This is a genomic window from Dactylosporangium sp. NBC_01737 (assembly GCF_035963215.1).
Classification (GTDB): domain Bacteria; phylum Actinomycetota; class Actinomycetes; order Mycobacteriales; family Micromonosporaceae; genus Dactylosporangium.
Genome location: NZ_CP109153.1, coordinates 8824172 through 8844289 on the forward strand (window position 1 = coordinate 8824172; position 20118 = coordinate 8844289).

Consider the following 20118-nt stretch of genomic DNA (forward strand, 5'->3'; position numbering starts at 1 on the left):
ATGACCAGTGCCGCGCTCGCCCAGGTGTTCCTCAGCCTCGCCGTCGTCGTCGGGCTCGCCGCATCGGCGCCGCGCTGTTCGAACGGTTCGGCCAGCCCGGCGTCGTCGGGGAGATCGTCGCCGGCATCGCCGCCGGGCCGTCGCTGCTCGGCGCCGTCGCGCCGGGCGTCATGGGCACGCTGATCCCCGAGTCGGTGCTGCCGTCGCTGCAGGTCGTCGCGCAGCTCGGCCTCATCGTGTTCATGCTCGTCGTCGGCGCCGAGGTGGAGACGATCCTCGCGGGGCGCAACGCCCGGCTGATCGCCGCCGTGGCCGTCAGCGCCTCGGCGGTGCCGTTCGGGCTGGGTGTGCTGCTCGCCCTCGGGATCTGGCCGCTGTACCGCACCCCGCCCGGCCTGCCGGCGTTTCTGCTGTTCATCGGCACCGCCCTCGCCGTGACCGCGTTCCCGGTGCTGGCCCGCATCGTGCGTGACCGCGGCCTGGCCGGCACGACGATGGGCACGGTCGCCCTGGCCTGCGTGGCGTTCATCGACCTCGCCGCGTGGAGCGTGCTGTCCGTCGTCGTGTCGATCGCCGGGAAGGGCGGCCACGGCTGGACGCCGCTGCCGCTCGCCCTCGCCTTCATCCTGGCGATGATGTTCGTGGTCCGCCCGCTGCTGGCCCGGGCGCAGCGCACCGGCAGGCTCGACCGCATCTCGCCGCAGGCGGTCCTCGTCATGGTGCTGGTCGGCGCGGCGCTGAGCGCCTGGTACACCGAGACGATCGGGCTGCACAGCATCTTCGGGCCGTTCGTGCTCGGGCTGGCCCTGCCCCGCCACAAGCCCACCATCGAGCTCATCACGACCCGGCTCGCCGACACCAGCAGCGCCCTGCTGCTGCCCGCGTTCTTCGTCATCGCCGGCATGGCCGTCGACGTGCCCGGGCTCGACCCGGTCGACCTGCTCGTGCTGCTCGGCACCGCCGTCGTCGCGGTCGCCGGCAAGGTCCTCGCCACCGCGCTGCCGGCCCGGCTGTGCGGGATGGGGCCCCGCGACGCGTGGACGCTCGGCGTGCTGCTCAACACCCGCGGCCTCACCGAGCTCGTGGTGCTCAGCGTCGGGCTGTCACTCGGCCTGCTGCACCCGCACCTCTACACCATCCTCGTCGTCACGGCCGTGCTCACCACCGTGGCGACCGGCCCACTGCTGGCCTTGCTCGGCAACCGCGGGGCGCCGGCCGCTCTTCGAGAGGACGTTCATGAAGACGCACGTTGAGGTGATGGTGCTGGGCAGCGGCATCGGCGGCAGCACCGTCGCGGCCATCCTGGCCCGTCTGGGGGTCTCCGTCGGCATCGTCGACGCCGCCCGGCACCCGCGGTTCGCGCTGGGGGAGTCCACGATCGGCGAGACGTCGTTCCTGCTGCGGATGCTCGCCGCGCGGTACGACGTGCCGGAGCTCGCCCAGGTGTCCACCAGCGGCGGCATCCGCGAGCACGCCAGCCGCCGGTGCGGGATCAAGACGAACTTCGGCTTCGTCTACCACCGCCCCGACGTCGAGCACGACCCGTACGAGGTCACCCAGTGCTCGGTGTCCGAAGGACCGTTCGGCCCCGAATCGCATCTCATGCGCGCCGACATCGACCAGTACCTGTTCGAGGCGTCGGTGCGCTACGGCGCGACCGCCCGCGAGGGCGTGCGGGTCCGCTCGATCGGCTTCACCGACGACGGCGCCACCGTCGAGCTCGACAACGACGAGGTCTTCACCGCCGACTACGTCATCGACGCGACCGGCCGCACCTCGGTCCTTGCCGACGCGTTCGGCCTGCGCGACGAGCCGTGCCGGTTCAAGACCGACTCCCGCACCATCTTCACCCACATGCGCGGCGTGGTGCCCTACGACGCGGTCGAGGAGTCCAGCGGCCAGCCGAACCTGTGGCACCAGGGCACCCTGCACCACCTGTTCGACGGCGGCTGGCTGTGGGTCATCCCGTTCGACAACCACGGCGCGTCGGAGTCCGACCTCGTCAGCGTCGGGCTCAGCCTGGACACCAGGCGCTTCCCGAAGCGGGACGGCGTCACCCCCGAGCAGGAGTGGGCCGAGTTCCTGTCCCGCTACCCGGCCGTCGCGCGCCAGTTCGCCGGCGCCACCTCCGCATTCCGCTGGATCTCCACCGGCCGCACCCAGTTCTCCTCGAAGCGCACCGTCGGCGACCGGTGGGTGCTGATGAGCCACGCCGCCGGCGCGATCGACGCGCTGTTCAGCCGCGGCATGGCCAACACGATGGCGGTCATCGAGGCGTTCGTGCCGCGGTTCCTGGCCGCCCGCAAGGACCGCGACTTCAGCGCCGCCCGCTTCGACTACCTGGAGACGCTCAACCAGCGGATTCTGGAGAACAACGACAAGCTCATCGCCGGCTCCTACATCGCCTTCCGCGACTTCGACCTGTGGCGCGCCTGGTCGAAGATGTGGTACCTGGCCTGGAACCTCGGCGTCATCCGCATCGCCGGCACCTACTACCGCTACCTGGAGACCGGCGACGAGCAGGTCTTCGACCGGCTCCACGGCGGGCCGCTGCCCGGCTCGTTCTGCCCCGACCTGCCCGCGGCGCAGGCCCAGTTCGAGGCGTGCTTCGACGTCATGGAGCAGGTCGAGCGCGGCGACCTCGACCCGGCCGCGGCGGTCACGCGGCTGGCGTACCTGCTCGGCGACGGCGAGGCGTCACCGGAGCCGCTCAACCTGCACGACGTGCTGCGCCGCTGGCACGACGGCTCGATGGAGACGCAGCGGCTCATCCACCAGTGGGGGCGCACGGTCGGCCCGCAGCCGCTGCGGCAGTTCTTCGAGTACGACCGGGCCACCATCCCGGTGGCCGCCGCGAACGTTCTCAGCGCATGAACCGTTCGGCAATCGCGTCGACGATCGCCGGGTCCTCCGTCCACACCGGGTCGCCCGGGCGGGGGTCGTGGAAGACGATGTCGGTGAAGCCGAGCGCGGCGTACCGCCCGGCGAAGTCCTCGAACGCCGCGACGCTGGCGAGGGGGCGCTCGGCGGTGTTGCCGACGAGGTAGACGCGGTCCATCGACGCCGGGTCCCGGCCGAGTTCGGCGCAGCGCTCCTCGAGGATCGCCGCCTGCCGGCGTACCGCGGCCTCGATGGCGGCGGGCGACTGGTCGGCGGCGTCCGGCTCGCCGTACGTGATCCACGCGTCGCCGAGCCGCGCGGCCAGTGCCAGGGTCTTCGGTCCGGCGGCCGCGATCGCGAGCGGCAGCCGGGGCTGCTGCACGCAGCCGGGGACCATCCGCGCGTCGTCGACGGTGTAGTGCTCACCACGGTGCGAATACGCCGGCTCGCGCAGCAGCCCGTCGAGCACCTCGACGAACTCGGTGAGCCGCTCGGCCCGCTGCCGCGGCGTGCGCACCTGCTCGCCCAGCACGGTGGCGTCGAAGCCGGTGCCGCCCGCGCCGATGCCGAGCGTGACCCGGCCGCCGCTGACGTGGTCGAGCGTCATCGCCTCCTTGGCGAGGGCCACCGGGTGCCGGAACGTCGGCGACGTCACCATCGTGCCGAGCCGCACCCGGCTGGTCACCCCCGCCAGGCCGGTCAGCCACGGCAGCGCCGCGTGCCACGGCAGCTCCCGGTACCGCCGCCACGACAGGTGATCGTAGGTCCACAGGTGGTCATACCCGAGGGCCTCGAGATGTCGTGCCCGTGCGACGGTCTGCGGCCACGGGTCGGTCGGCAGCAGCAGCACCCCGATACGCATCCCATGATCCTATGCCAGTCGCCCCGCGACGCCGGCGCAGCAGCAGCCCGGCGGCCATGACGAGCAGGGCGGCGGCGTACGCGGCGCGCTGCACGGCGGACTGGGCGAGGCCCAGGTCGGTGGCGAGCTGCGTGAGGGTGCCGGCGAGCGCGAGGGCGAGCCACTCGGCCGGCGCGCCGTAGGCGACGAGCATGACCAGCAGCAGCGCGTACCACGGGTAGGCGGGCGCCGTGACGAGCAGCGCGGCGGCGACCATGACGGCCGCGCCGCGCCACGGCCGGTCCGCCTCGGCGGTCCGCAGCACGTACAGGGCGGCCGCGGCCAGCAGCAGCACCGCGGCCGGCGCGACCACCGGCGCGGGCAGCAGCAGGCTCAGCAGCGCGAACCGGGAGCCGTTCGAGTACCCCTCCTCGTGCAGGTAGCCCGGCAGGTAGCCGAGGACCGCCGGGCCGGCGGCCAGCACGTGCGGCAGGTAGACGGCGGCGACCGCGCCGGCGGCGGCGAGCCCGACGGTCACCGGCCGGCGGCGCAGGACGGCCGGGCCGAGCAGCGCCGGGGTGAGCTTGGTGGCGACGGCCAGCCCGAGCAGCAACCCGCCCAGCACCGCCGCCCGCCGGTCGGGGGCCCGGGCCAGCACGTACAGGGCGGCCGCCGCGAGAGCCACCGCCACCACGTCGACGTGGGCGTTGTTGCCGGCCTCCAGGGCGACCAGGGGGCACCAGGCCCACAGGACCGCCCGGCGAGGGTCGCGGCCGAGGCGGCGCAGGGCGTACCAGAGCAACACCCCGGTGGCGAACGCGAACGCGGCCATCGTCAGCTGCATCGGGCGCTGCCGCCCACCATCCGGCACGGCGGCGAACAGGGCCTCGGCGACCGGCGGGTAGATGGTGGGCACGTCCGGCCGGTTGATCAGGGTGCAGCCGCCGGGCACGCACCAGTTCGAGGCGTCCGGCCACAGGAAGTCATCGCGCAGCCCGGCCAGCTCCGGCGCGGACGGCGCATACGCATACGGGTCGATGCCGGCCCGCTGGACGCGGCCGTCCCAGACGTAGCGGTACATGTCGTCGCTGCTGTTCGGCGGCTCCAGGCCGGCGGTCAGCGGCAGCGCGGCACCGCCGAGCAGCACCAGGACGAGCGCGGTGCGGCGGTCCAGCCGGCACACCAGGTACGCGCCGGCCGCGAACGGCACCCACATCAGCAGGTACCAGCGGCCCGGCAGGAACGCCAGGGCGGCGAGCATCGCGGCGAGGCAGCCGATCGCGGCGGCCCTGCGGGCGGTCACCGCCGCCGCCTCAGGTTGACCGCGGTCCATGCCGCCGCGACCACCCAGACGACGGCGAGGATCACGGCCAGCCCCCGGCCGTAGGACTGCGGGAACGCGGACGGGTTGTCGGCGATCCGCCCGGCGCCGACGATGAACGGCAGCGCCACCAGCGTCACCGCGGCGCTGACGGCCAGGGCCGCCCGCACCGGGGTCCGGGCCGCGCCGGGCACCCAGCGGACGAGGACCACGCCGGTCAGGATGACGGCGGGCACGACGACGAAGTCATGGGTGACCAGCAGGACGCCGAGGAAGATCAGCTGCCCCAGCGGCTGGGCACCGTCCTGGGTCAGCCAGCCGTACGCGCCGTAGCCGGTGACGGCGAGCCCGATGAGCAGCAGCGCGGCCCTCATGCGGACATCACGGTCAGGGCACCGACCCACTTCGTCTGCAGGACTCCGGGACGGTTCGGCGCGATCAGCCGGCACGGGTAGCCGTGATCCGGGTGCAGCGGCTCACCGCCGATCCGCAACGCGAGCAGCGTCAACGGGTCGCGGGCCGGGCCGGGGTCGAGCGTCGAGGTCCGGTACGCGCCTTCCGGCTGCAGCGACTCGACGGTGACCGGCAGGTCCAGGTCGGCGGCGCCGACGAGCCTGAGCAGGTCGACGACCCGGACCCCGGTCCACTGCGCGCCGGCGCTCCAGCCCTCGACGCACGCGATCGGCAGCGACACGGTGTGCTGCGGCAGCCCTTGCAGGTCGCTGAGGCTCAGCGCGTGCCGGCCGCCGGGCCCGCTGACGATCAGCCGGTAGCGGCCGTCCACAGTGGACACACGGGCCGCCGCCGCGGTCTTGTTGACCGGCACGCCCTGCGGCCCGACGCCCGGCAGCCGGGGCGCCAGCACCGACAGGTGCCGCAGCGGCCGGACGGTCTGCCCGACGGTGGCGACCGTGATGACGCCGGCGGCCGTGCCGACGAGGGCGAGCACGCCACGCCGCGACGGGTCCGTGCCCTGTGCGGTCCGGATCACCGGCAGCTTCGCCGCGACGTGCAGCAGCATCGCGCCGGCGAGCAGCCACGCGGTCCAGTAGTGCGCGCCGACGAACCCGAACGGCATCAGCGAGTACCAGTAGGCGATGTTCAGCAGCCCGGTGACGAGCTCGAACAGCGCGGCCCCGGACAGCAGCGCCACCGCGCCCCGCTCCAGCGCGTGCGGCACGCTGCGCGCCGGCGGCCACGTGAACAGCTTCGGGAAGACCGACCACACCTTCGCGGTCAGCAGCGGGAAGCACGCCAGTCCGGTGGCGATGTGCAGTCCCTGCGTGATGCGGTACAGCTGCACCGGCCGCGACGGCCAGTGGAACCAGCCGGGCGGATGCTGGATCGCGTGGCTGAGCAGGCCCGTCACGAAGCACACCGTGAACGCGGCCGCGAGCCACAGGCCCAGGTGCGCGGTCAGCCGCGGCGAGCGCAGCGGCGAGGTGAACCGGCGCGACAGCGTGGTCAGGGCGTCAGGTGGGCGAACCATCGGCCGGCCTCCGTCCAGGTCTCGGCGACCCGCAGCGCGGCGTCGCGGGCGATGGCGGCGATGTCGTCGGCGCTGACGAACGCCCACGCGAACGTGGTGCTGGTCCGCTCGGCGCCGGCGAGGGAGACGTGGCCGCTCCAGGTCCGGCTGCCCGGCGGGTCGACCTCGACGTGCACGCTGCCGGCGGTCGCGATCAGGGCGCGGCAGCGGGCGAGCAGGCGCGCCGGGTCACCGCCGATGCCGATGTTGCCGTCGGCGAGCAGCGCGCAGCCCCAGGCGCCCTCGCCGGGCAGCGGCCCGAACAGGTTGGCGCGGATCACGGCGGCGCCGCGGCGCCGGGCGAACCGCACCGCCTGCGGGCTGACGTCGACACCGAGGGCCCGGCGGCCGGTCGCGGCCACGGCCTCGGTGAGCCGCCCCGGGCCGCAGCCGAGGTCGAGGGTGCCGTCGACGCACCGGTCGATGAGCTGATGGTCGCCGGGCCTCGGCCGGCCCGACCAGGCGCCGGCGTCCAGCGGCCGCACCACGGCGCCGTCCGGGCCGACCAGATCCATCGCCGCGGGCTCGCCACGCGCCGCCCGGCGCAGTGCCGCGCCGTACACGGCCACCGGCGCGTTCATGCGGCGATCCCCGTTGCGACGGACCGGGCGAACCGGCTCTGCGGGCACTCGGCGGCGACGGCCCAGGCGTCGTCGGCGGTGTCGACGTCGCGCAGGGTCGGCAACCCCGCCACGTCCAGCCCCTGCCGGCGCAGCGCGTCGCGCGTCGCCGCCCCGGTGTCCGAAGTGGACATCGGCACGTCGCGCAGGACGCCGGCTGCGGCCGGGTCGCGCAGGCCGAGCGCCCACCAGCCGCCGTCCTCGGCGACGCCCAGGACCGCGTCGGCCGTCGCCAGCGCCGCGGCGGCCCGGACGATGTGGCCGAGCCGCAGCTGCGGGGTGTCCATGCCGACGAGCACGGTGGCGACGCCCGGCAACGCGGTGTCGGCGTACGCGGCGGCCAGGCGCTCGCCGAGGCCGTCGCCGCGTTGCGGGCGGCGGTGCCAGCCGGGCGGCGCGACGAGGTCGCCGTCCACCACGAGCGTGCGGCGCTCGGCGGGCGCGGTGGTGAGCACGTCGACGGTGTCGGCGAGCATCGCCGCGGCGACCGCGGCCGCCTGCTCGGGCGTGTACGGGGGACACAGCCGCGTCTTCACCCGCCCCGGCACCGGCGTCTTGGCCAGCAGCAGCAGCTGCAGTCTCGGCGCGCTCATCGGCTCAGCACCTTGGTCATGTCCCGCACCGCCCGGGCGGTGCCACGGACCGTGCCGGTCACCTTCGACCGGCCGCCGGCGATCCGCGGCGCGTAGTCGATGTCGACCTCGGCGATGCGCCACCCGGCCTCCGCCGCCCGGACCATCATCTCCAGCGGGTAGCCGAACCTGCGGTCGAGCAACCCGAGCGCCAGCAGCGCCTCGCGGCGGGCCGCGCGCATCGGGCCGAGGTCGTACACGGTGATCCCGGCGGTGCGGCGCAGCCGCCACGCCACGACGGCGTTGCCGACCCGGCCGTGCACCGGCCACGCCCGGGGTCCGTCGGACGGCGGCGGCCCAGCGTCAGGTCGAGCCGGCGCTGCAGGACCGGCTCCGCGACCCGCGGCAGCTGGCGCGGGTCGAACGAGCCGTCGGCGTCCATGAAGCACACGACGTCCGCGGTCGCCGCCGCCAGGCCCGCGTGCGCGGCGGCGCCGAATCCGCGGGGGGCGGCGTGGACGACCACGGCACCGTGCGCCGCGGCGATCGCCGGCGATCCGTCGGTGGAGCCGTTGTCGGCGACGATCGCGCGGTAGCCGTCCGGCAGCCGGGACAGCACCCAGGGCAGCGCGGCGGCCTCGTTGAGACAGGGCAATACGACATCTGGCACGGATCGGACGCTACCCACGATCCGCGGGCGAAGATCTTACGAGCGGCGAACCAATCATTACGAAGCGCGAACACGGCCGCCGGACCGCTGCGGATTGCTTACGGTCAGGACATGCGGATCCTCGTCACCGGCGGAGCCGGGTTCATCGGTACCCACATCACCGCGGCCCTGCACGACGCCGGCCACGACGTCACGATGCTCGACCTGCTGCACCCGGCCGCGCACCGCACGCCCGACCCCGCGTTCCCGCGCGCGGACGTCCGCGACCCCGACGCGGTCCGCGCCGCGCTGGACGGCGCCGACGTGGTGGTGCACCAGGCGGCGATGGTCGGCATGGGCGTCGACCTCGCCGACCTGCCCGAGTACGTCGGCTGCAACGACCTCGGCACCGCCGTGCTGCTCGCCGGGATGGCCCGCGCGGGCGTGCGCCGGCTCGTCCTGGCCAGCTCGATGGTCGTGTACGGCGAGGGCGCCTACCGCTGCGACGTGCACGGCCCGACCCCGCCGGCGCCCCGCACCGCCGCGGACCTCGACGCCGGCCGGTTCGAGCCGGGCTGCCCCTCCTGCGGCCGGCAGCTGTCGCCGTGCGACGTCGACGAGGACGCGCCGCTGCGGCCGCGCAGCGTCTACGCCGCGACCAAGGTCGCCCAGGAGCATCTCGCGCTCGCCTGGGCCGTCGCCGGCGGGGGCACGGCGGTGGCGTTGCGCTACCACAACGTGTACGGGCCGGGCATGCCGCGCGACACGCCGTACAGCGGCGTCGCGGCCATCTTCCGATCCGCCCTCGAGGCGGGCCGGGCACCCCGCGTGTTCGAGGACGGCGCCCAGCGGCGCGACTTCGTCCACGTCACCGACGTCGCCGCGGCCAACGCCCTCGCCGTCGACGCCACCGCTTCCGTGGACGGGTTCCGGGCGTACAACGTCGCCTCGGGCACGACGACGACCGTCGGCGCGATGGCGTCAACCCTCGCCGCCGTCATGGACGGACCCGCACCGGTCGTCACCGGCGACTACCGGGCCGGCGACGTCCGCCACGTCGTCGCGTCCCCGGCCCGCGCCCGCGAGGAGCTCGGCTTCACCCCCCGCGTCGGCCTCGCGTCAGGGATGCGGGACTTCGCCACCGCCGCCCTGCGCGGCTAGCCGCGCAGCGCCGCCTGCTTCTTGGTCTCGAACTCCTCGGCCGTCAGGATGCCCGCCGCCTTCAGGTCGGCGAGCTGCAGCAGCAGCGTGAGCCGGTCGCCGGCCGGGTGCGACTTGAGGACGTCGAACTCGGCCCGGGTCAACGCACCGGTGCTGCGCAGGCGTTGCAGCCGCCGCAGGTCGGCGTCGCCGACGTGCACCGGCACGCTCGCCTGCCGGCGCTGCCAGGTGCGCCGGCCGCCGCGGCCGGCCACGACGAGCTGGGCGACGCCGACCACGCCGAACGCCAGGCCCAGCGGGATGAAGACGGCGGCAGCGATGGACATGCCGAGCTTCGCGCCGGGGTCGATGCGGGCCTGTCCGGAAACCGACTCACGGCAGTGCCTTGGTGCACAGGACGTCGGGGCACGGCAGGTAGCCGAGCTCCTGCCAGAAGCGCAGCCCGGCCTCGTTGTCCGGCGCGGCGAGCAGGTTGATCCGCGGGCAGCCGAGCGCGGCGAGGCGACGTTCGACCTCCTGGACGAGCCGGGTCGCGATCCCTTGTCTGCGGTGTTGCGGGTGTACGGCCAGCCGAAGGATCCATCCCCGCCGCCCGTCATACGTCCCCATCACGACGCCCGTCACCGCGTCGCCGGTCTCCGCCACCAGGAACAGCTCCGGGTCGCGGGTCAGCTTCGCCTCCAGCTCGGCGCGGGACACGACCTCGCGGCCCGTCACCGTCCACACCGCGACGACGGCGTCGTGGTCGCTCCACTGGAACTGCCGGATCTGCGTCACGACTGGGCTTCCCCGTTTCTGCGCGTACGGTTGAAAGTGCCAAGGGGGTGGTCCGCATGATTGTCACCCAGGACGAGATGCGGGTGGGCGTGCCGCCGATGTCCGCCTACGAGCATCTGGTGCGCTTCAGCGAATACGCACGGTTCATGTCCGGGGTGCTCGGCGTCACGCCGGTGCACGACACCGCGGCACATCTGGCGTTCGACATCGGCGGGCGGCGGGTCGAGGTCGACGCGGTGCTCAACGACGTCGAGCCGGGCCGGTTCGTGCGGTGGGACAGCGACGCGCTGGTCGAGTCGTTCTGGCTGTCGGCGGCCGGCGACAACGCCACCGACGTGGTCGCGGTCGTGGAACTGGACGACAGCATGGTGCAGATGTATGAGCGGCAGCCGGACGCCGCGTTGCACGCCCGGCTGCACATGGACCTCAAGGGATTCAAACGCTTCTGCGAGGAGAGCGCCTGAGTCTCAGTAGCGGTAGTGCTCCGGCTTGTAGGGGCCGGCCACGTCCACGCCGATGTACTCCGCCTGCTCCTTGCTCAGCTCGGTGAGCCGCACGCCGAGCGCCTCGAGGTGCAGCGCGGCGACCTTCTCGTCGAGGTGCTTCGGCAGGCGGTACACCTGGCGCTCGTAGCCGTCCGGCTTCGTGAACAGCTCGATCTGCGCGATCGTCTGGTTGGTGAAGCTGTTGGACATCACGAAACTCGGGTGACCGGTCGCGTTGCCCAGGTTGAGCAGGCGGCCCTCCGACAGCACGATGACGGCGTGGCCGTCGGGGAACGTCCACTCGTGGACCTGCGGCTTGATCTCGTTCTTCACGATGCCCGGGACCTTCTGCAGCCCCGCCATGTCGATCTCGTTGTCGAAGTGGCCGACGTTGCCGACGATGGCGTTGTGCTTCATCCTGGCCAGGTCGTCGGCCATGATGATGTCCTTGTTGCCGGTGGTCGTGATGAACAGGTCGCCCGTCTCCACGACGTCGCCGAGCCGGACAACGGGCAGGCCGTGCATCGCGGCCTGCAGCGCGCAGATCGGGTCGATCTCGGTGACGACGACCCGCGCACCCATGCCGCGCAGCGCCTCCGCGGCGCCCTTGCCGACGTCGCCGTAGCCGCAGACGACGGCGAGCTTGCCGGCGAGCATCACGTCCGTGGCACGGTTGATGCCGTCCAGCAGCGAGTGCCGGATGCCGTAGGTGTTGTCGAACTTCGACTTGGTGACCGAGTCGTTGACGTTGATCGCGGGGAACAGCAGCTCACCGGACTCGGCGAGCTTGTAGAGCCGCTTGACGCCGTTGGTGGTCTCCTCCGTGACGCCACGGATGCCGGCGGCGAGCTTGGTGAAGCGCCGGTTGTCCTTGGCGAGGCTGTCGGCGAGGGTCCCGAGGACCAACGCGAACTCCTCGGAGTCCTCGGCCGTCGGCTGCGGGACCCGGCCCGCGGCCTCGAACTCCACGCCCTTGTGCACCAGCAGTGTGGCGTCGCCGCCGTCGTCGACGATCATGTTCGGCCCGAGGCCGTCACCGAAGTCGAAGAGCTGGTCGGTGCACCACCAGTACTCGGCGAGGGTCTCGCCCTTCCACGCGAACACCGGCGTGCCCTTGGGCTCCTCCTGCGTCCCGTCCGGGCCGACGACGACCGCGGCGGCCGCCTCGTCCTGGGTGGAGAAGATGTTGCAGGAGACCCAGCGGACCTGGGCGCCGAGCGCGACGAGCGTCTCGATGAGCACCGCGGTCTGGACGGTCATGTGCAGGGAACCGGCGATCCGCGCGCCCCGCAACGGCTGCGCGTCGGCGAACTCGCGCCGGGTCGCCATCAGGCCCGGCATCTCGTGCTCGGCGAGGCGGATCTGCGTGCGGCCGGCGGCCGCGAGGGAGAGATCGGCAACGGCGAACTCGATCCCGTTGCGCGTCTGCAGGAACTTGTGCATAGCCTAAGGTCACCTCCCGGTGACAGGAGGCGCCCTTAACGGTCAAGGGTAGTCATCGGCCGAGCGTGGCGAACCCTCGCGGGCCCGTCGCAGCGCCTCTCGGCCGTGACCGCGGCGTTGCCTTTTGCTCAGCCGCGATTGGATTCGACGGTACCGTCATGGTTGTCGTCGCCGCAACCCAGTGTGCGGTAGACGTCACGGAGCAGGTCGCCGACCTCGAAGCGGCCGACGGTGAGGGCCGGCGCGTCGAGCTGGTCGAGGATGGCGTCGCTCCTGATGACGGTGCCGGGCAACGGTTCCGCCGGTTTCGGCAGTCTCGGGCCGGCGGTCCAGAACCCTGCTGTCGCCGGTGCGTCCGGTGGTTGCGCCGCTCTCGGTGTGATGTGGCTCAACGCCGACACGCGGTGGCCGCGCAGTTGTTCGAGGAGCTCGTCGCGGCCCTTGCCGCGCCAGGCGAGGATCTGGAACGGGTCGTTGTCGAACTCCTCCGCCAGGACGTAGCAGGCGGCGGTGAGGTGCCGGCACGGTTTCTGCCAGCCGGGGCAGTCGCAGTCCATGACGAGCTCGGCGAGGCTCTGGGGAAAGAGCGACAGGCCGAATCCGGCGAGGAGCCGGTCGAGGTCCTGCGGCAACTGCCCGGCGAGGAGTTTCGCCGCGTGGCGGGCCTCCTGGGCGAGGGCCCGTTCGATGCGGGACCAGTCGGCCGCGGAGAACGCCCGTGTCGCGATCCGCGACCGGTAGGTGTCGCCGTCCTCGTCGAGCACCAGCGCCGTCACGATGCTGCTGGAGATGGTGAGTGAGCGCACGTTGCCGGCGCGGGCGTACCGGCGGCCGACGGAAAATGTCGTACCCATCCGCAAGGATTCCAGCATGGCGATGAACTGCTGGGACCACCTGGTGTCACTCATCGGTCGCCTCCGGGCGCAGCGTCATCAGGTCCAGGAGGTCGTCGGTGGACAGCCCGGTGAGCCACCCTTCGCCGCTGCCGACGGCGACCCCGGCGAGCGTGCGTTTCTCGGCCATGACCGTGTCGACGCGTTCCTCGATGGTGCCGACGCAGACGAAGGTGTGCACCTGCACGTCGCGGCGCTGCCCGATGCGGAAGGCACGGTCGGTGGCCTGCTGTTCGGTGGCCGGGTTCCACCAGCGGTCGACGTGCACGACGTGGTTGGCGGCGGTGAGGTTCAGCCCGGTCCCGCCCGCCTTCAGCGACAGCAGCAGCACCCCGGGGCCCGTGCCGGATTGGAAGCGTTGCACCATCGCGTCGCGGGCGCCCTTCGCGGTGCCCCCGTGCAGGAACTCGACGGTGGTCCCGAGCCGCGCGGCGAGATAGGGCGTCAGCAGGTGGCCGAACTTGGCGAACTGGGTGAAGACCAGCGCCCGGTCCCCGGCGTCGAGGGCGGTCGCGAGGATCTCCTCGAGGCGGGCCAGCTTCCCCGAGCGCCCCGCCAGCGGTGTGCCGTCGCCCATCAGGTGCGCCGGATGGTTGCACACCTGCTTGAGTTTCGTCATCGCCGACAGCACCAGGCCCTTGCGCTGGTCGCCGGCGCGACCTTCGCGCAGCTTGACGAAGAGCTCGTCGACGACCGCCTTGTAGAGCGTCGCCTGTTCGAGGGTCAGGTTGCACCACTGGCGGCGTTCGAGCTTGTCGGGCAGGTCGGCGATGACGGCCCGGTCCGTCTTCACCCGCCGCAGCAGGAAGGGCCGGGTGACCCGGCGCAGCCGTGCGGCCGCGTCCGCGTCGGCGTAGCGCTCCACCGGCACCGAGTAGCGGGCCCGGAAGATGCTGGCCGGCCCGAGGATGCCCGGGTTGAGGAAGTCGGCGATCGACCACAGCTCCGTGAGGCGGTTCTCCACCGGCGTCCCGGTCAGCGCGACCCGGTGCCGCGCCGGGATCTCCCGCAGCGCCCGGGCCGCCGCGCTGGTGCTGTTCTTCACGTGCTGCGCCTCGTCGAGCACGACGCGGTCCCAGTCCTTCGCCGCGAGCCGCTCCACGTCGCGGGTCGCCACCTGATAGGTGGTGAGGACCAGGTCCACGTCGTCCCGCAGCGCCCGCTCGGTGCCGTGGTGCACGGCGACCCGCAGCCCCGGCGTGAAGCGTTCGATCTCCCGGCGCCAGTTGCCCAGCACCGACAGCGGGCACACGACGAGCGTCGGCGGCCGCGGCCCACGCTCCCGCAGCAGCGCCTCCAGCGCGAGCACCTGCACCGTCTTGCCCAGCCCCATGTCGTCGGCGAGCAGCGCCCCGACCCCGAGCCCGTCGAGGAAGGCCAGCCACGACAGCCCCTTGCGCTGGTAGGGGCGCAGCGTCGTGGCGAGCGACGCGGGCGGGTCCAGCAGCTCGAGGCGCTCCACGGCCCGCCCGGTCAGCAGGTCCGCGAGCCAGCCGGTGCCGTCCACGCCGGTGACCGGCAGCGGCAGGTCGCCCTCGGGCACCAGCCGCACCAGGCGCATCGCCTCACCGGCCGACATGTGCCCCTGCCCGCCGCGGGCCAGGAAGGCCAGGCCGGCCCGCAGCCGCTCCCGGTCCAGGTGCACCCAGCGCCCCCGCAGCCGCACCAGCGGCACCTTCGCCCTGGCCAGCTCCTGCAGGTCGGCCTCGCTGAGGAACTCGTCGCCGATCGCCAGCCCCCACCGGTAGCGCACGATCGCGTCGCGGTTCGCCGTGGTGTCCCGCAGCACGGGCGCGGCCGGCTGCGCGGTGTGCGTCGTCAGCGTCAGCCCCAGATCCTGCCGCCGCTGCCACTGTGCCGGCAGCAGCACCCCGAAGCCCGCGTCGTGCAGCACCCCGGCGTGCCGCAGGAAGCCGTAGGCACCGATCGTGTCCAGCCGCAACTGCTCGGGCCGCGCCTGCAGCAGCGCTTCGTCAAGCTCGGGCCACAGCCGGCTGGCCCGCCCGAGGTCCTCCAGCAACACGTCCTGCGGGTAGTCCACCCACCGGAAGAGCGGCGACGACGCATCCAGCCACACGTCCCGCGCCGGCACGAGCAACCCGGGCTCGGCAACCGGCTGCAGCAGAAACTCCACCAACCACCCCGACGCATCCCGCCCGTCATCCACCCGCACCGCGGCAACCCCCGGCGTCCCCGCGTCATCGTCCCCGCCGTCGTCGAACTCCTCGACGAACGTCAGCCGGAAGCACAACCGCACGGCCGCGGGCCGCCCACTCGCCGCCCACCGCCGGACCGCATCACGGACCCGCCGCACGTCGGTGCTCTCCCGCACCGCCCGCCCACCGACCTCGTCCCGCCCACCCCCGCCGCCGCCCGCCCCCGATCCAGCACCGCCGCCGGTCACCCCCACCGGCCCACCCACCGCGTCCCCGCCCGCAGCCGCCGTCACCGCAGCCTGTGAGGCGTCCGCCGGTGTTGGTGCTGGTGCAGCGGGCGTCGTGGCGGGCGTTGGTGCCGGTGTGTTGGTGAGCGTCGGGCCGGTGTCGCTGGCCGTCCCCGTTGGCTCGTGCGCCGCTGACCCATCCGACGCCGCCGATGGGGCGCCCGCCGCCTGTGCCGTCGCGGTGGCCTTCGTCGCCGGTGTCGTCGTGCCGGGCGTCGGTGCCGGTCGGGTGGTGAGCGGCGGGCGTGTGTCGGCAGTCTCCGCCGGCTCGCGTGCCGCAGACCCGTTCGCGGCTGCCGTCGCCGCCGCCGTTGGGGTGCCCGCGGCCTGTGCTGTCGCAGCGGCCGTCGCCGGCGCTGGTGTCGTCGTCGCCGGTGCGGTCGTGGTGGGCGTTGGTGCCGGCCTGGTGGTGAGCGGCGGGGCGGCAGGAGCTACGGCCGGGGGCTTGGGGCGTTCGCGGAGGGTCGGGTCGGGGCCGGTGAGTGCCGCGAGCCAGGAGCGGACCGTGCTGTCCTGGCTCACCTGTCCTTCCGCCACGATCGGCCGGTCGCCCAGCCGCGCCCGGACGAGGGCGTCGACCTGGTGGTCGAGGGCCGCGCGGACGGCCTCCTCGGGCGACCAGTCCCCGGCGCAGCACGCCACCCCTGGCACCGCCCGCCAGAGCGCCTCGAACGTCATCGCGTCGTCGGCCCAGAGCACAGGCCGCCACCGTGCCTCGATCGGATGGTCGAGGAGGTCCGGCAACACCCGCCCCCGCCCGACCAGGTCCACCGCGAACGTCACCAGATCCGTCAACGCCCCGATCGACGCACCCGCCACCGGCGCCCACCCGCCGCTCCGACCACCCGCGGGCGCAGTGGTGGTCGATCCGCTCGTGCCCCCGCCCGGCGCGCCGGCAACAATGGCCGGCCCAGCGGCCATGTCGGCGGTGGCCAGGGCAATCTCGAGGTCGGTGCCGGCCGGGACGTACACGATCGGGACGGTCCACAGCATCGTGCCCGCGGCCTCGCCGGCGGTGTCGAATCCGGCCGGTGCGCCGGGCAGGCCGGGGGAGGGAAGCGGCCGCGCGCCGACGGTCGGCAGTGCGAGGTCGGCGGTGCCGACGTCGCCGGCGAGGGGAGCGAGCACGGCGAACGGGTGCGGGACCGGCCGCCGAGGCCGTCGCCGCAGGCCGGAGGCAGGCCCCGGGACCGTCTCGGCCCAGCAGGCAAGCCGGCCTCCGGCAGTGATGACCCCGTGCACGACACTCACCCGAAGACCGTACTCCGCGCGGCGGCCGCGTCAGTTCGTGTCGCTCGCGGCCATGCCGAGCGCCACAACGAGGCACACCGCGAAACCACACCCCAGCATGACGACAACAACGGACCCGGTAGCGGCGTAGAGCGCACCGACTCCGGTGAAGGCGACCTTGACCGCCAGGACGACGCTGCGTCCGTGACGCCCCGGCATCCGCCGGTGACCCGGACCGCCCCCTCGACGCGCGGGCGATCGACGCGCTGCATTGTGACTGTTCATGCCGTGGAGTGCCGGCACCGTCGCCGGTCGTGCAATCCCGGCACCCGTGAGACGGATTCGGAACGCCTTTGCACGCCGGCGCGGTCGTGTCGCTCAAGAGGACAGCGAAAGGGGTTTCGAACCTATGGCTTTCACCCCGGAGGGGTATGACGGGTTCTTCCGCAGGGCCTTTGCCCGTCTCGTCCTGTTCTTGATCAAGATCGGTGCGAGCAGAGAGGAAGCAGAAGACAGTGCCCAGGAGGCCATGACGAAGGCGTACGAGCACTGGGACGCGATCGAACATCCAGAGGCGTGGGTGCGAGTGGTTGCCGAACGGATGTACCTGGCTGCCTCTGCTCGAGCGAGAGCCGCTCCGGTGAAGGCGGTCGCGGGCGGCTGGGCCGGCGACGGCACGCACACGGACGTCGATCCGGTCGTTTTCGGGGAGCAGCAGGGCAAGGTGTTCAACCTCCTCAGGCGCTTGCCGTACGAACAGCGCCGGGTGATGGCTTGGTATTACGACGGGTTCGCGATCGCCGAGATCGCCGCCCGGGTCGGCAGGACGGAGGCAACTGTCCGATCTCACTTGCGCCATGCGCGTCAGCGCCTCCAGCGCGAGTTGTATGTCGAGAACGCCGTCGCTCGGGACGCAGCGGGGGCCGGGGAAGGGACGAATTGAATCTGCGTGAGTTCACTGACGAGTTCGCCGAGTTGGACGGGCAGCTCCTGCAGGCCAGCGCGCAAGCGGAGGCGTCGCTGTCCGGGCAGCTCGACATCGAGTCGCGGCTGGCCCAGGTCAAGCGCGTGACGCGGGAGGAGGTCGGCGACCGGTCCAGCCCGGGTCTCGCCGGCGACGCAACCGAGTAGCCGCCGCCAGCGGGTCGGCGACGGACCGCGGCACCGACGGCCGGTGGCACCTCACGTCGTTCCGGCCGAAGGGTGAGCGGGGTGGCGGGCGGGGGCGGCATCCGGTTAGGTGAATGGATGTCGCGGCGGGGGCAGGCGGGGAAGGGGCTTGGCAGGCGGTTCAACCGGTTGTGGGCGGCAGCGGCGGCGGGGAACCTCGGGGACGGGGTCTACCGGGTGGCCATCGCGTTGCTGGCCGCGCGGCTGACCAGTGATCCGGTGGCGTTCTCGGTGCTGGCGGCGCTCGGGTTTCTGCCGTGGCTGGTGCTGGGGTTGCCGGCCGGAGTGCTGGTGGACCGGTATGACCGGCGGCGGCTGGCGTTGGTGGTCGGGGCGGTGCGCACCGGGGTGATCGCGGCGCTGCTCGTGGCCGTGGCGCTGGACAGGGCGTCGTTGTGGCTGCTGTACACGGTGGTGCTGGTGCTCGGCGCGTGCGAGACGGTGTACGACAACGCCGTGGGTTCGATGGTGCCGGCGGTTGTCGGGGACCGGGAACGGTTGGAGACGGCGAACGGGCGGCTGCAGGGTGCGGGGCTGCTGGCGCAGGACTTCGTGGGGCCGCCGCTGGCCAGTGCCGTGTTCGCGGTGGCGGCGGGTGCGGCGTTCGGCATCAACGTGGCGTGCTTCGCGGTGGCGGCGGTGCTGATGGTGGCGTTGCCGGGCACGTACCGGGCCGAAGGCGGCGAGCCGGTGCGGATGGGCAAGGCGATGAGGCAGGCGGTGCGGTTCGTGCGCGGGGACGCGCTGCACCGGGCCATGCTGTCGGTGGTCGTGGTGCTGGGCTTCGCCAACGCGATGGCGATGGCGCTGGTGGTGCTGTGGACGCGGGAGGTGCTCGGGATTCCGGAGGCGGCGTTCGGGTTCTTCCTGCTGACGGCCGCGGTGGGGGCGCTCGCGGGCAGCCAGAGTGCGGCGTGGGTCGCGGCGAGGACCGGCCGTGGGCGGGCGATGGCGGTGTCGGCCGTGGTCACGGGGCTCGGCATGCTGCTCGCGGCGGCCACGCGGTCGCCGTACGTGGCGGCGGTCGGGTGGGCGCTGGCGGGCTGGGCGATCCTGGTGTGGAACGTGGTCTACGGCTCGCTGCGGCAGCGGCTGACGCCGGACGCGCTGCTCGGGCGGACCATCGGCATCTACCGGGTGGTCGCCTGGGGCGTGATGCCGCTCGGGGCGATCACCGGTGGCGTGCTCGCCGACGTCGGTGACCTGCGCACCCCGATCCTGGTGGCGGCGCTGCTCACGCTCGCCGCGGGCGGGTACGCGGCGATCCGCCTCACCAACGCCCGCGTCGACGCCGCGGTCACGAACGCGGACGCCGCGATCACCAAGGCGGACGCCGCGATCACGAACGCGGACGCCGCGGTCACCAACGCGGACGCCGCGATCACGAGGGCGGACGCCGCGGCGACGAGCGACGCAGAAACGGCGGGACAGGCGGTCAGTGGTGATCGCGGCGCAGCGTGAGCTGGAAGGTGCGCGCCGACGGTGATGGCTCGGTGCTGAACGCCGCCAGCAGCGTGCACGACAGCGGCGCCGCCGGAGCGGTGATCTGGTGGGCGGTCACGTGCGCGGAGTCCCAGTGGATGCGGGGCAGGTCGCGTGACGGGCCGAAACACGCGTCGAGCTCCGCCCGGGTGAGCGCGGGCTCGATGAAGTGGATGACGACGGCGGACAGGCCGGCGCGGTCGTTCACCGACAGTTCGAGCCGGGCGGTGCCGGGCGGGCTGGGCTGCACGAACAGGCGCCCGAAGTCGTCCTGCGTCGGCGCGGGCAGGCCGAGCAGCGCCGCGACCTCGGCCGGGTGCTCGGTGGTGACGCCGCAGATGCGCCGCGCCCAGGTCCACAGCAGATCTGTGGTGATCGGGCGGGCGATCAGGTCCAGCAGGTGCGCCGGCACGGGCGGACGGCGCCAGACCGTCGGCCAGTCGTCGAGGTCGACCAGTTCCGCCCCGTCGACGATCAGGGTGTACAGCGGCTCCGCCGGGAAGTCGTTGACCCGCACGGTGAGGGTGCGCCCGTCGACCTGGGCGTGGTAGGGGAACTCGCCGTCGCCCGAGTGCTCCCACCGGATGGGAGTGGCGGTCAGGTCGCTCATGGCACGATCCTCA

19 protein-coding genes and 1 pseudogene are annotated in these 20118 nt (G+C 73.3%); 7 read left to right on the forward strand and 13 right to left on the reverse strand.

Annotation, left to right across the window (positions count from 1 at the left end; all coding sequences use genetic code 11):
* Window positions 1-125: 125 nt before the first annotated feature.
* Together OHA72_RS40110 and OHA72_RS40115 are read left to right on the forward strand one after the other, a co-directional pair.
* Window positions 126-1253 (forward strand): cation:proton antiporter domain-containing protein, encoded by a 1128-nt coding sequence (locus OHA72_RS40110; protein ID WP_327011758.1) that lies wholly within the window; start codon window positions 126-128, stop codon window positions 1251-1253.
* The gene (locus OHA72_RS40115; RefSeq protein WP_327001304.1) at window positions 1237-2874 is read left to right on the forward strand and encodes an NAD(P)/FAD-dependent oxidoreductase; all 1638 of its coding nucleotides are present in this window, start codon (window positions 1237-1239) and stop codon (window positions 2872-2874) included. Before OHA72_RS40110 ends, OHA72_RS40115 begins: the two co-directional genes overlap by 17 nt.
* Here OHA72_RS40115 and OHA72_RS40120 read toward each other — a convergent pair.
* The 7 genes and pseudogenes from OHA72_RS40120 to OHA72_RS40150 all read right to left on the reverse strand — a co-directional run bounded on the left by OHA72_RS40120 (window position 2864) and on the right by OHA72_RS40150 (window position 8432).
* Window positions 2864-3742 (reverse strand): LLM class flavin-dependent oxidoreductase, encoded by an 879-nt coding sequence (locus OHA72_RS40120; protein ID WP_327001305.1) that lies wholly within the window; start codon window positions 3740-3742, stop codon window positions 2864-2866. The two genes, OHA72_RS40115 and OHA72_RS40120, sit on opposite strands and share 11 nt — an antisense overlap.
* Window positions 3657-5024, reverse strand: a complete 1368-nt coding sequence (locus OHA72_RS40125; protein WP_327001306.1) for a glycosyltransferase 87 family protein — start codon at window positions 5022-5024, stop codon at window positions 3657-3659. Before OHA72_RS40125 ends, OHA72_RS40120 begins: the two co-directional genes overlap by 86 nt.
* A complete protein-coding gene (locus OHA72_RS40130) occupies window positions 5021-5416 on the reverse strand; it encodes a hypothetical protein (RefSeq protein ID WP_327001307.1) in 396 nt (131 codons plus the stop codon). Before OHA72_RS40130 ends, OHA72_RS40125 begins: the two co-directional genes overlap by 4 nt.
* Window positions 5413-6531, reverse strand: coding sequence for a molybdopterin-dependent oxidoreductase (locus OHA72_RS40135; protein ID WP_327001308.1), 1119 nt, complete (start codon window positions 6529-6531; stop codon window positions 5413-5415). The genes OHA72_RS40130 and OHA72_RS40135 overlap by 4 nt, the downstream gene beginning before the upstream one ends.
* The gene (locus OHA72_RS40140; protein ID WP_327001309.1) at window positions 6507-7151 is read right to left on the reverse strand and encodes a methyltransferase domain-containing protein; all 645 of its coding nucleotides are present in this window, start codon (window positions 7149-7151) and stop codon (window positions 6507-6509) included. Before OHA72_RS40140 ends, OHA72_RS40135 begins: the two co-directional genes overlap by 25 nt.
* Window positions 7148-7783 carry a TIGR04282 family arsenosugar biosynthesis glycosyltransferase gene (locus OHA72_RS40145; protein WP_327001310.1) on the reverse strand — a complete coding sequence of 212 codons (636 nt, stop codon included), beginning with the start codon at window positions 7781-7783 and terminating at the stop codon, window positions 7148-7150. Before OHA72_RS40145 ends, OHA72_RS40140 begins: the two co-directional genes overlap by 4 nt.
* Window positions 7780-8432: pseudogene (locus OHA72_RS40150) on the reverse strand (glycosyltransferase family 2 protein). Before OHA72_RS40150 ends, OHA72_RS40145 begins: the two are co-directional and overlap by 4 nt.
* 111 nt (window positions 8433-8543) lie before the next feature.
* Here OHA72_RS40150 and OHA72_RS40155 point away from each other — a divergent pair.
* Window positions 8544-9572 (forward strand): NAD-dependent epimerase/dehydratase family protein, encoded by a 1029-nt coding sequence (locus OHA72_RS40155; RefSeq protein WP_327001311.1) that lies wholly within the window; start codon window positions 8544-8546, stop codon window positions 9570-9572.
* Here the strand turns inward: OHA72_RS40155 and OHA72_RS40160 are convergent.
* Both OHA72_RS40160 and OHA72_RS40165 read right to left on the reverse strand, forming a co-directional pair.
* Complete coding sequence (locus OHA72_RS40160) at window positions 9569-9898, reverse strand: SHOCT domain-containing protein (protein ID WP_327001312.1); 330 nt, start codon at window positions 9896-9898, stop codon at window positions 9569-9571. The genes OHA72_RS40155 and OHA72_RS40160 overlap by 4 nt on opposite strands.
* 46 nt (window positions 9899-9944) lie before the next feature.
* Window positions 9945-10349 carry a GNAT family acetyltransferase gene (locus OHA72_RS40165; protein ID WP_327001313.1) on the reverse strand — a complete coding sequence of 135 codons (405 nt, stop codon included), beginning with the start codon at window positions 10347-10349 and terminating at the stop codon, window positions 9945-9947.
* Window positions 10350-10405: 56 nt separating this feature from the next.
* Between OHA72_RS40165 and OHA72_RS40170 the strand changes: the two genes are divergently transcribed.
* Window positions 10406-10813 carry a hypothetical protein gene (locus OHA72_RS40170; RefSeq protein ID WP_327001314.1) on the forward strand — a complete coding sequence of 136 codons (408 nt, stop codon included), beginning with the start codon at window positions 10406-10408 and terminating at the stop codon, window positions 10811-10813.
* Window positions 10814-10816: 3 nt separating this feature from the next.
* Here OHA72_RS40170 and ahcY read toward each other — a convergent pair whose 3' ends face one another.
* From ahcY to OHA72_RS40185, 3 genes are all read right to left on the reverse strand, one after another.
* Entirely contained in the window at window positions 10817-12277 is a 1461-nt protein-coding gene (gene ahcY, locus OHA72_RS40175) for an adenosylhomocysteinase (protein WP_327001315.1), read from the reverse strand.
* 128 nt (window positions 12278-12405) lie between these two features.
* Window positions 12406-13185 carry an SWIM zinc finger family protein gene (locus OHA72_RS40180; RefSeq protein WP_327001316.1) on the reverse strand — a complete coding sequence of 260 codons (780 nt, stop codon included), beginning with the start codon at window positions 13183-13185 and terminating at the stop codon, window positions 12406-12408.
* A complete protein-coding gene (locus OHA72_RS40185) occupies window positions 13178-16864 on the reverse strand; it encodes a DEAD/DEAH box helicase (RefSeq protein WP_327001317.1) in 3687 nt (1228 codons plus the stop codon). The genes OHA72_RS40180 and OHA72_RS40185 overlap by 8 nt, the downstream gene beginning before the upstream one ends.
* A gap of 388 nt (window positions 16865-17252) precedes the next feature.
* On the opposite strand from OHA72_RS40185, the gene OHA72_RS40190 reads away from it, so the two are divergent.
* The 3 genes from OHA72_RS40190 (at window position 17253) to OHA72_RS40200 (ending at window position 19474) form a co-directional block, all read left to right on the forward strand.
* Entirely contained in the window at window positions 17253-17786 is a 534-nt protein-coding gene (locus OHA72_RS40190) for an RNA polymerase sigma factor (protein WP_327001318.1), read from the forward strand.
* Complete coding sequence (locus tag OHA72_RS40195) at window positions 17783-17974, forward strand: hypothetical protein (RefSeq protein ID WP_327001319.1); 192 nt, start codon at window positions 17783-17785, stop codon at window positions 17972-17974. Before OHA72_RS40190 ends, OHA72_RS40195 begins: the two co-directional genes overlap by 4 nt.
* A gap of 81 nt (window positions 17975-18055) precedes the next feature.
* Complete coding sequence (locus OHA72_RS40200) at window positions 18056-19474, forward strand: MFS transporter (protein ID WP_327001320.1); 1419 nt, start codon at window positions 18056-18058, stop codon at window positions 19472-19474.
* Here OHA72_RS40200 and OHA72_RS40205 read toward each other — a convergent pair.
* The gene (locus OHA72_RS40205) at window positions 19449-20105 is read right to left on the reverse strand and encodes a hypothetical protein (protein WP_327001321.1); all 657 of its coding nucleotides are present in this window, start codon (window positions 20103-20105) and stop codon (window positions 19449-19451) included. The two genes, OHA72_RS40200 and OHA72_RS40205, sit on opposite strands and share 26 nt — an antisense overlap.
* Between the last annotated feature and the right edge of the window lie 13 nt (window positions 20106-20118).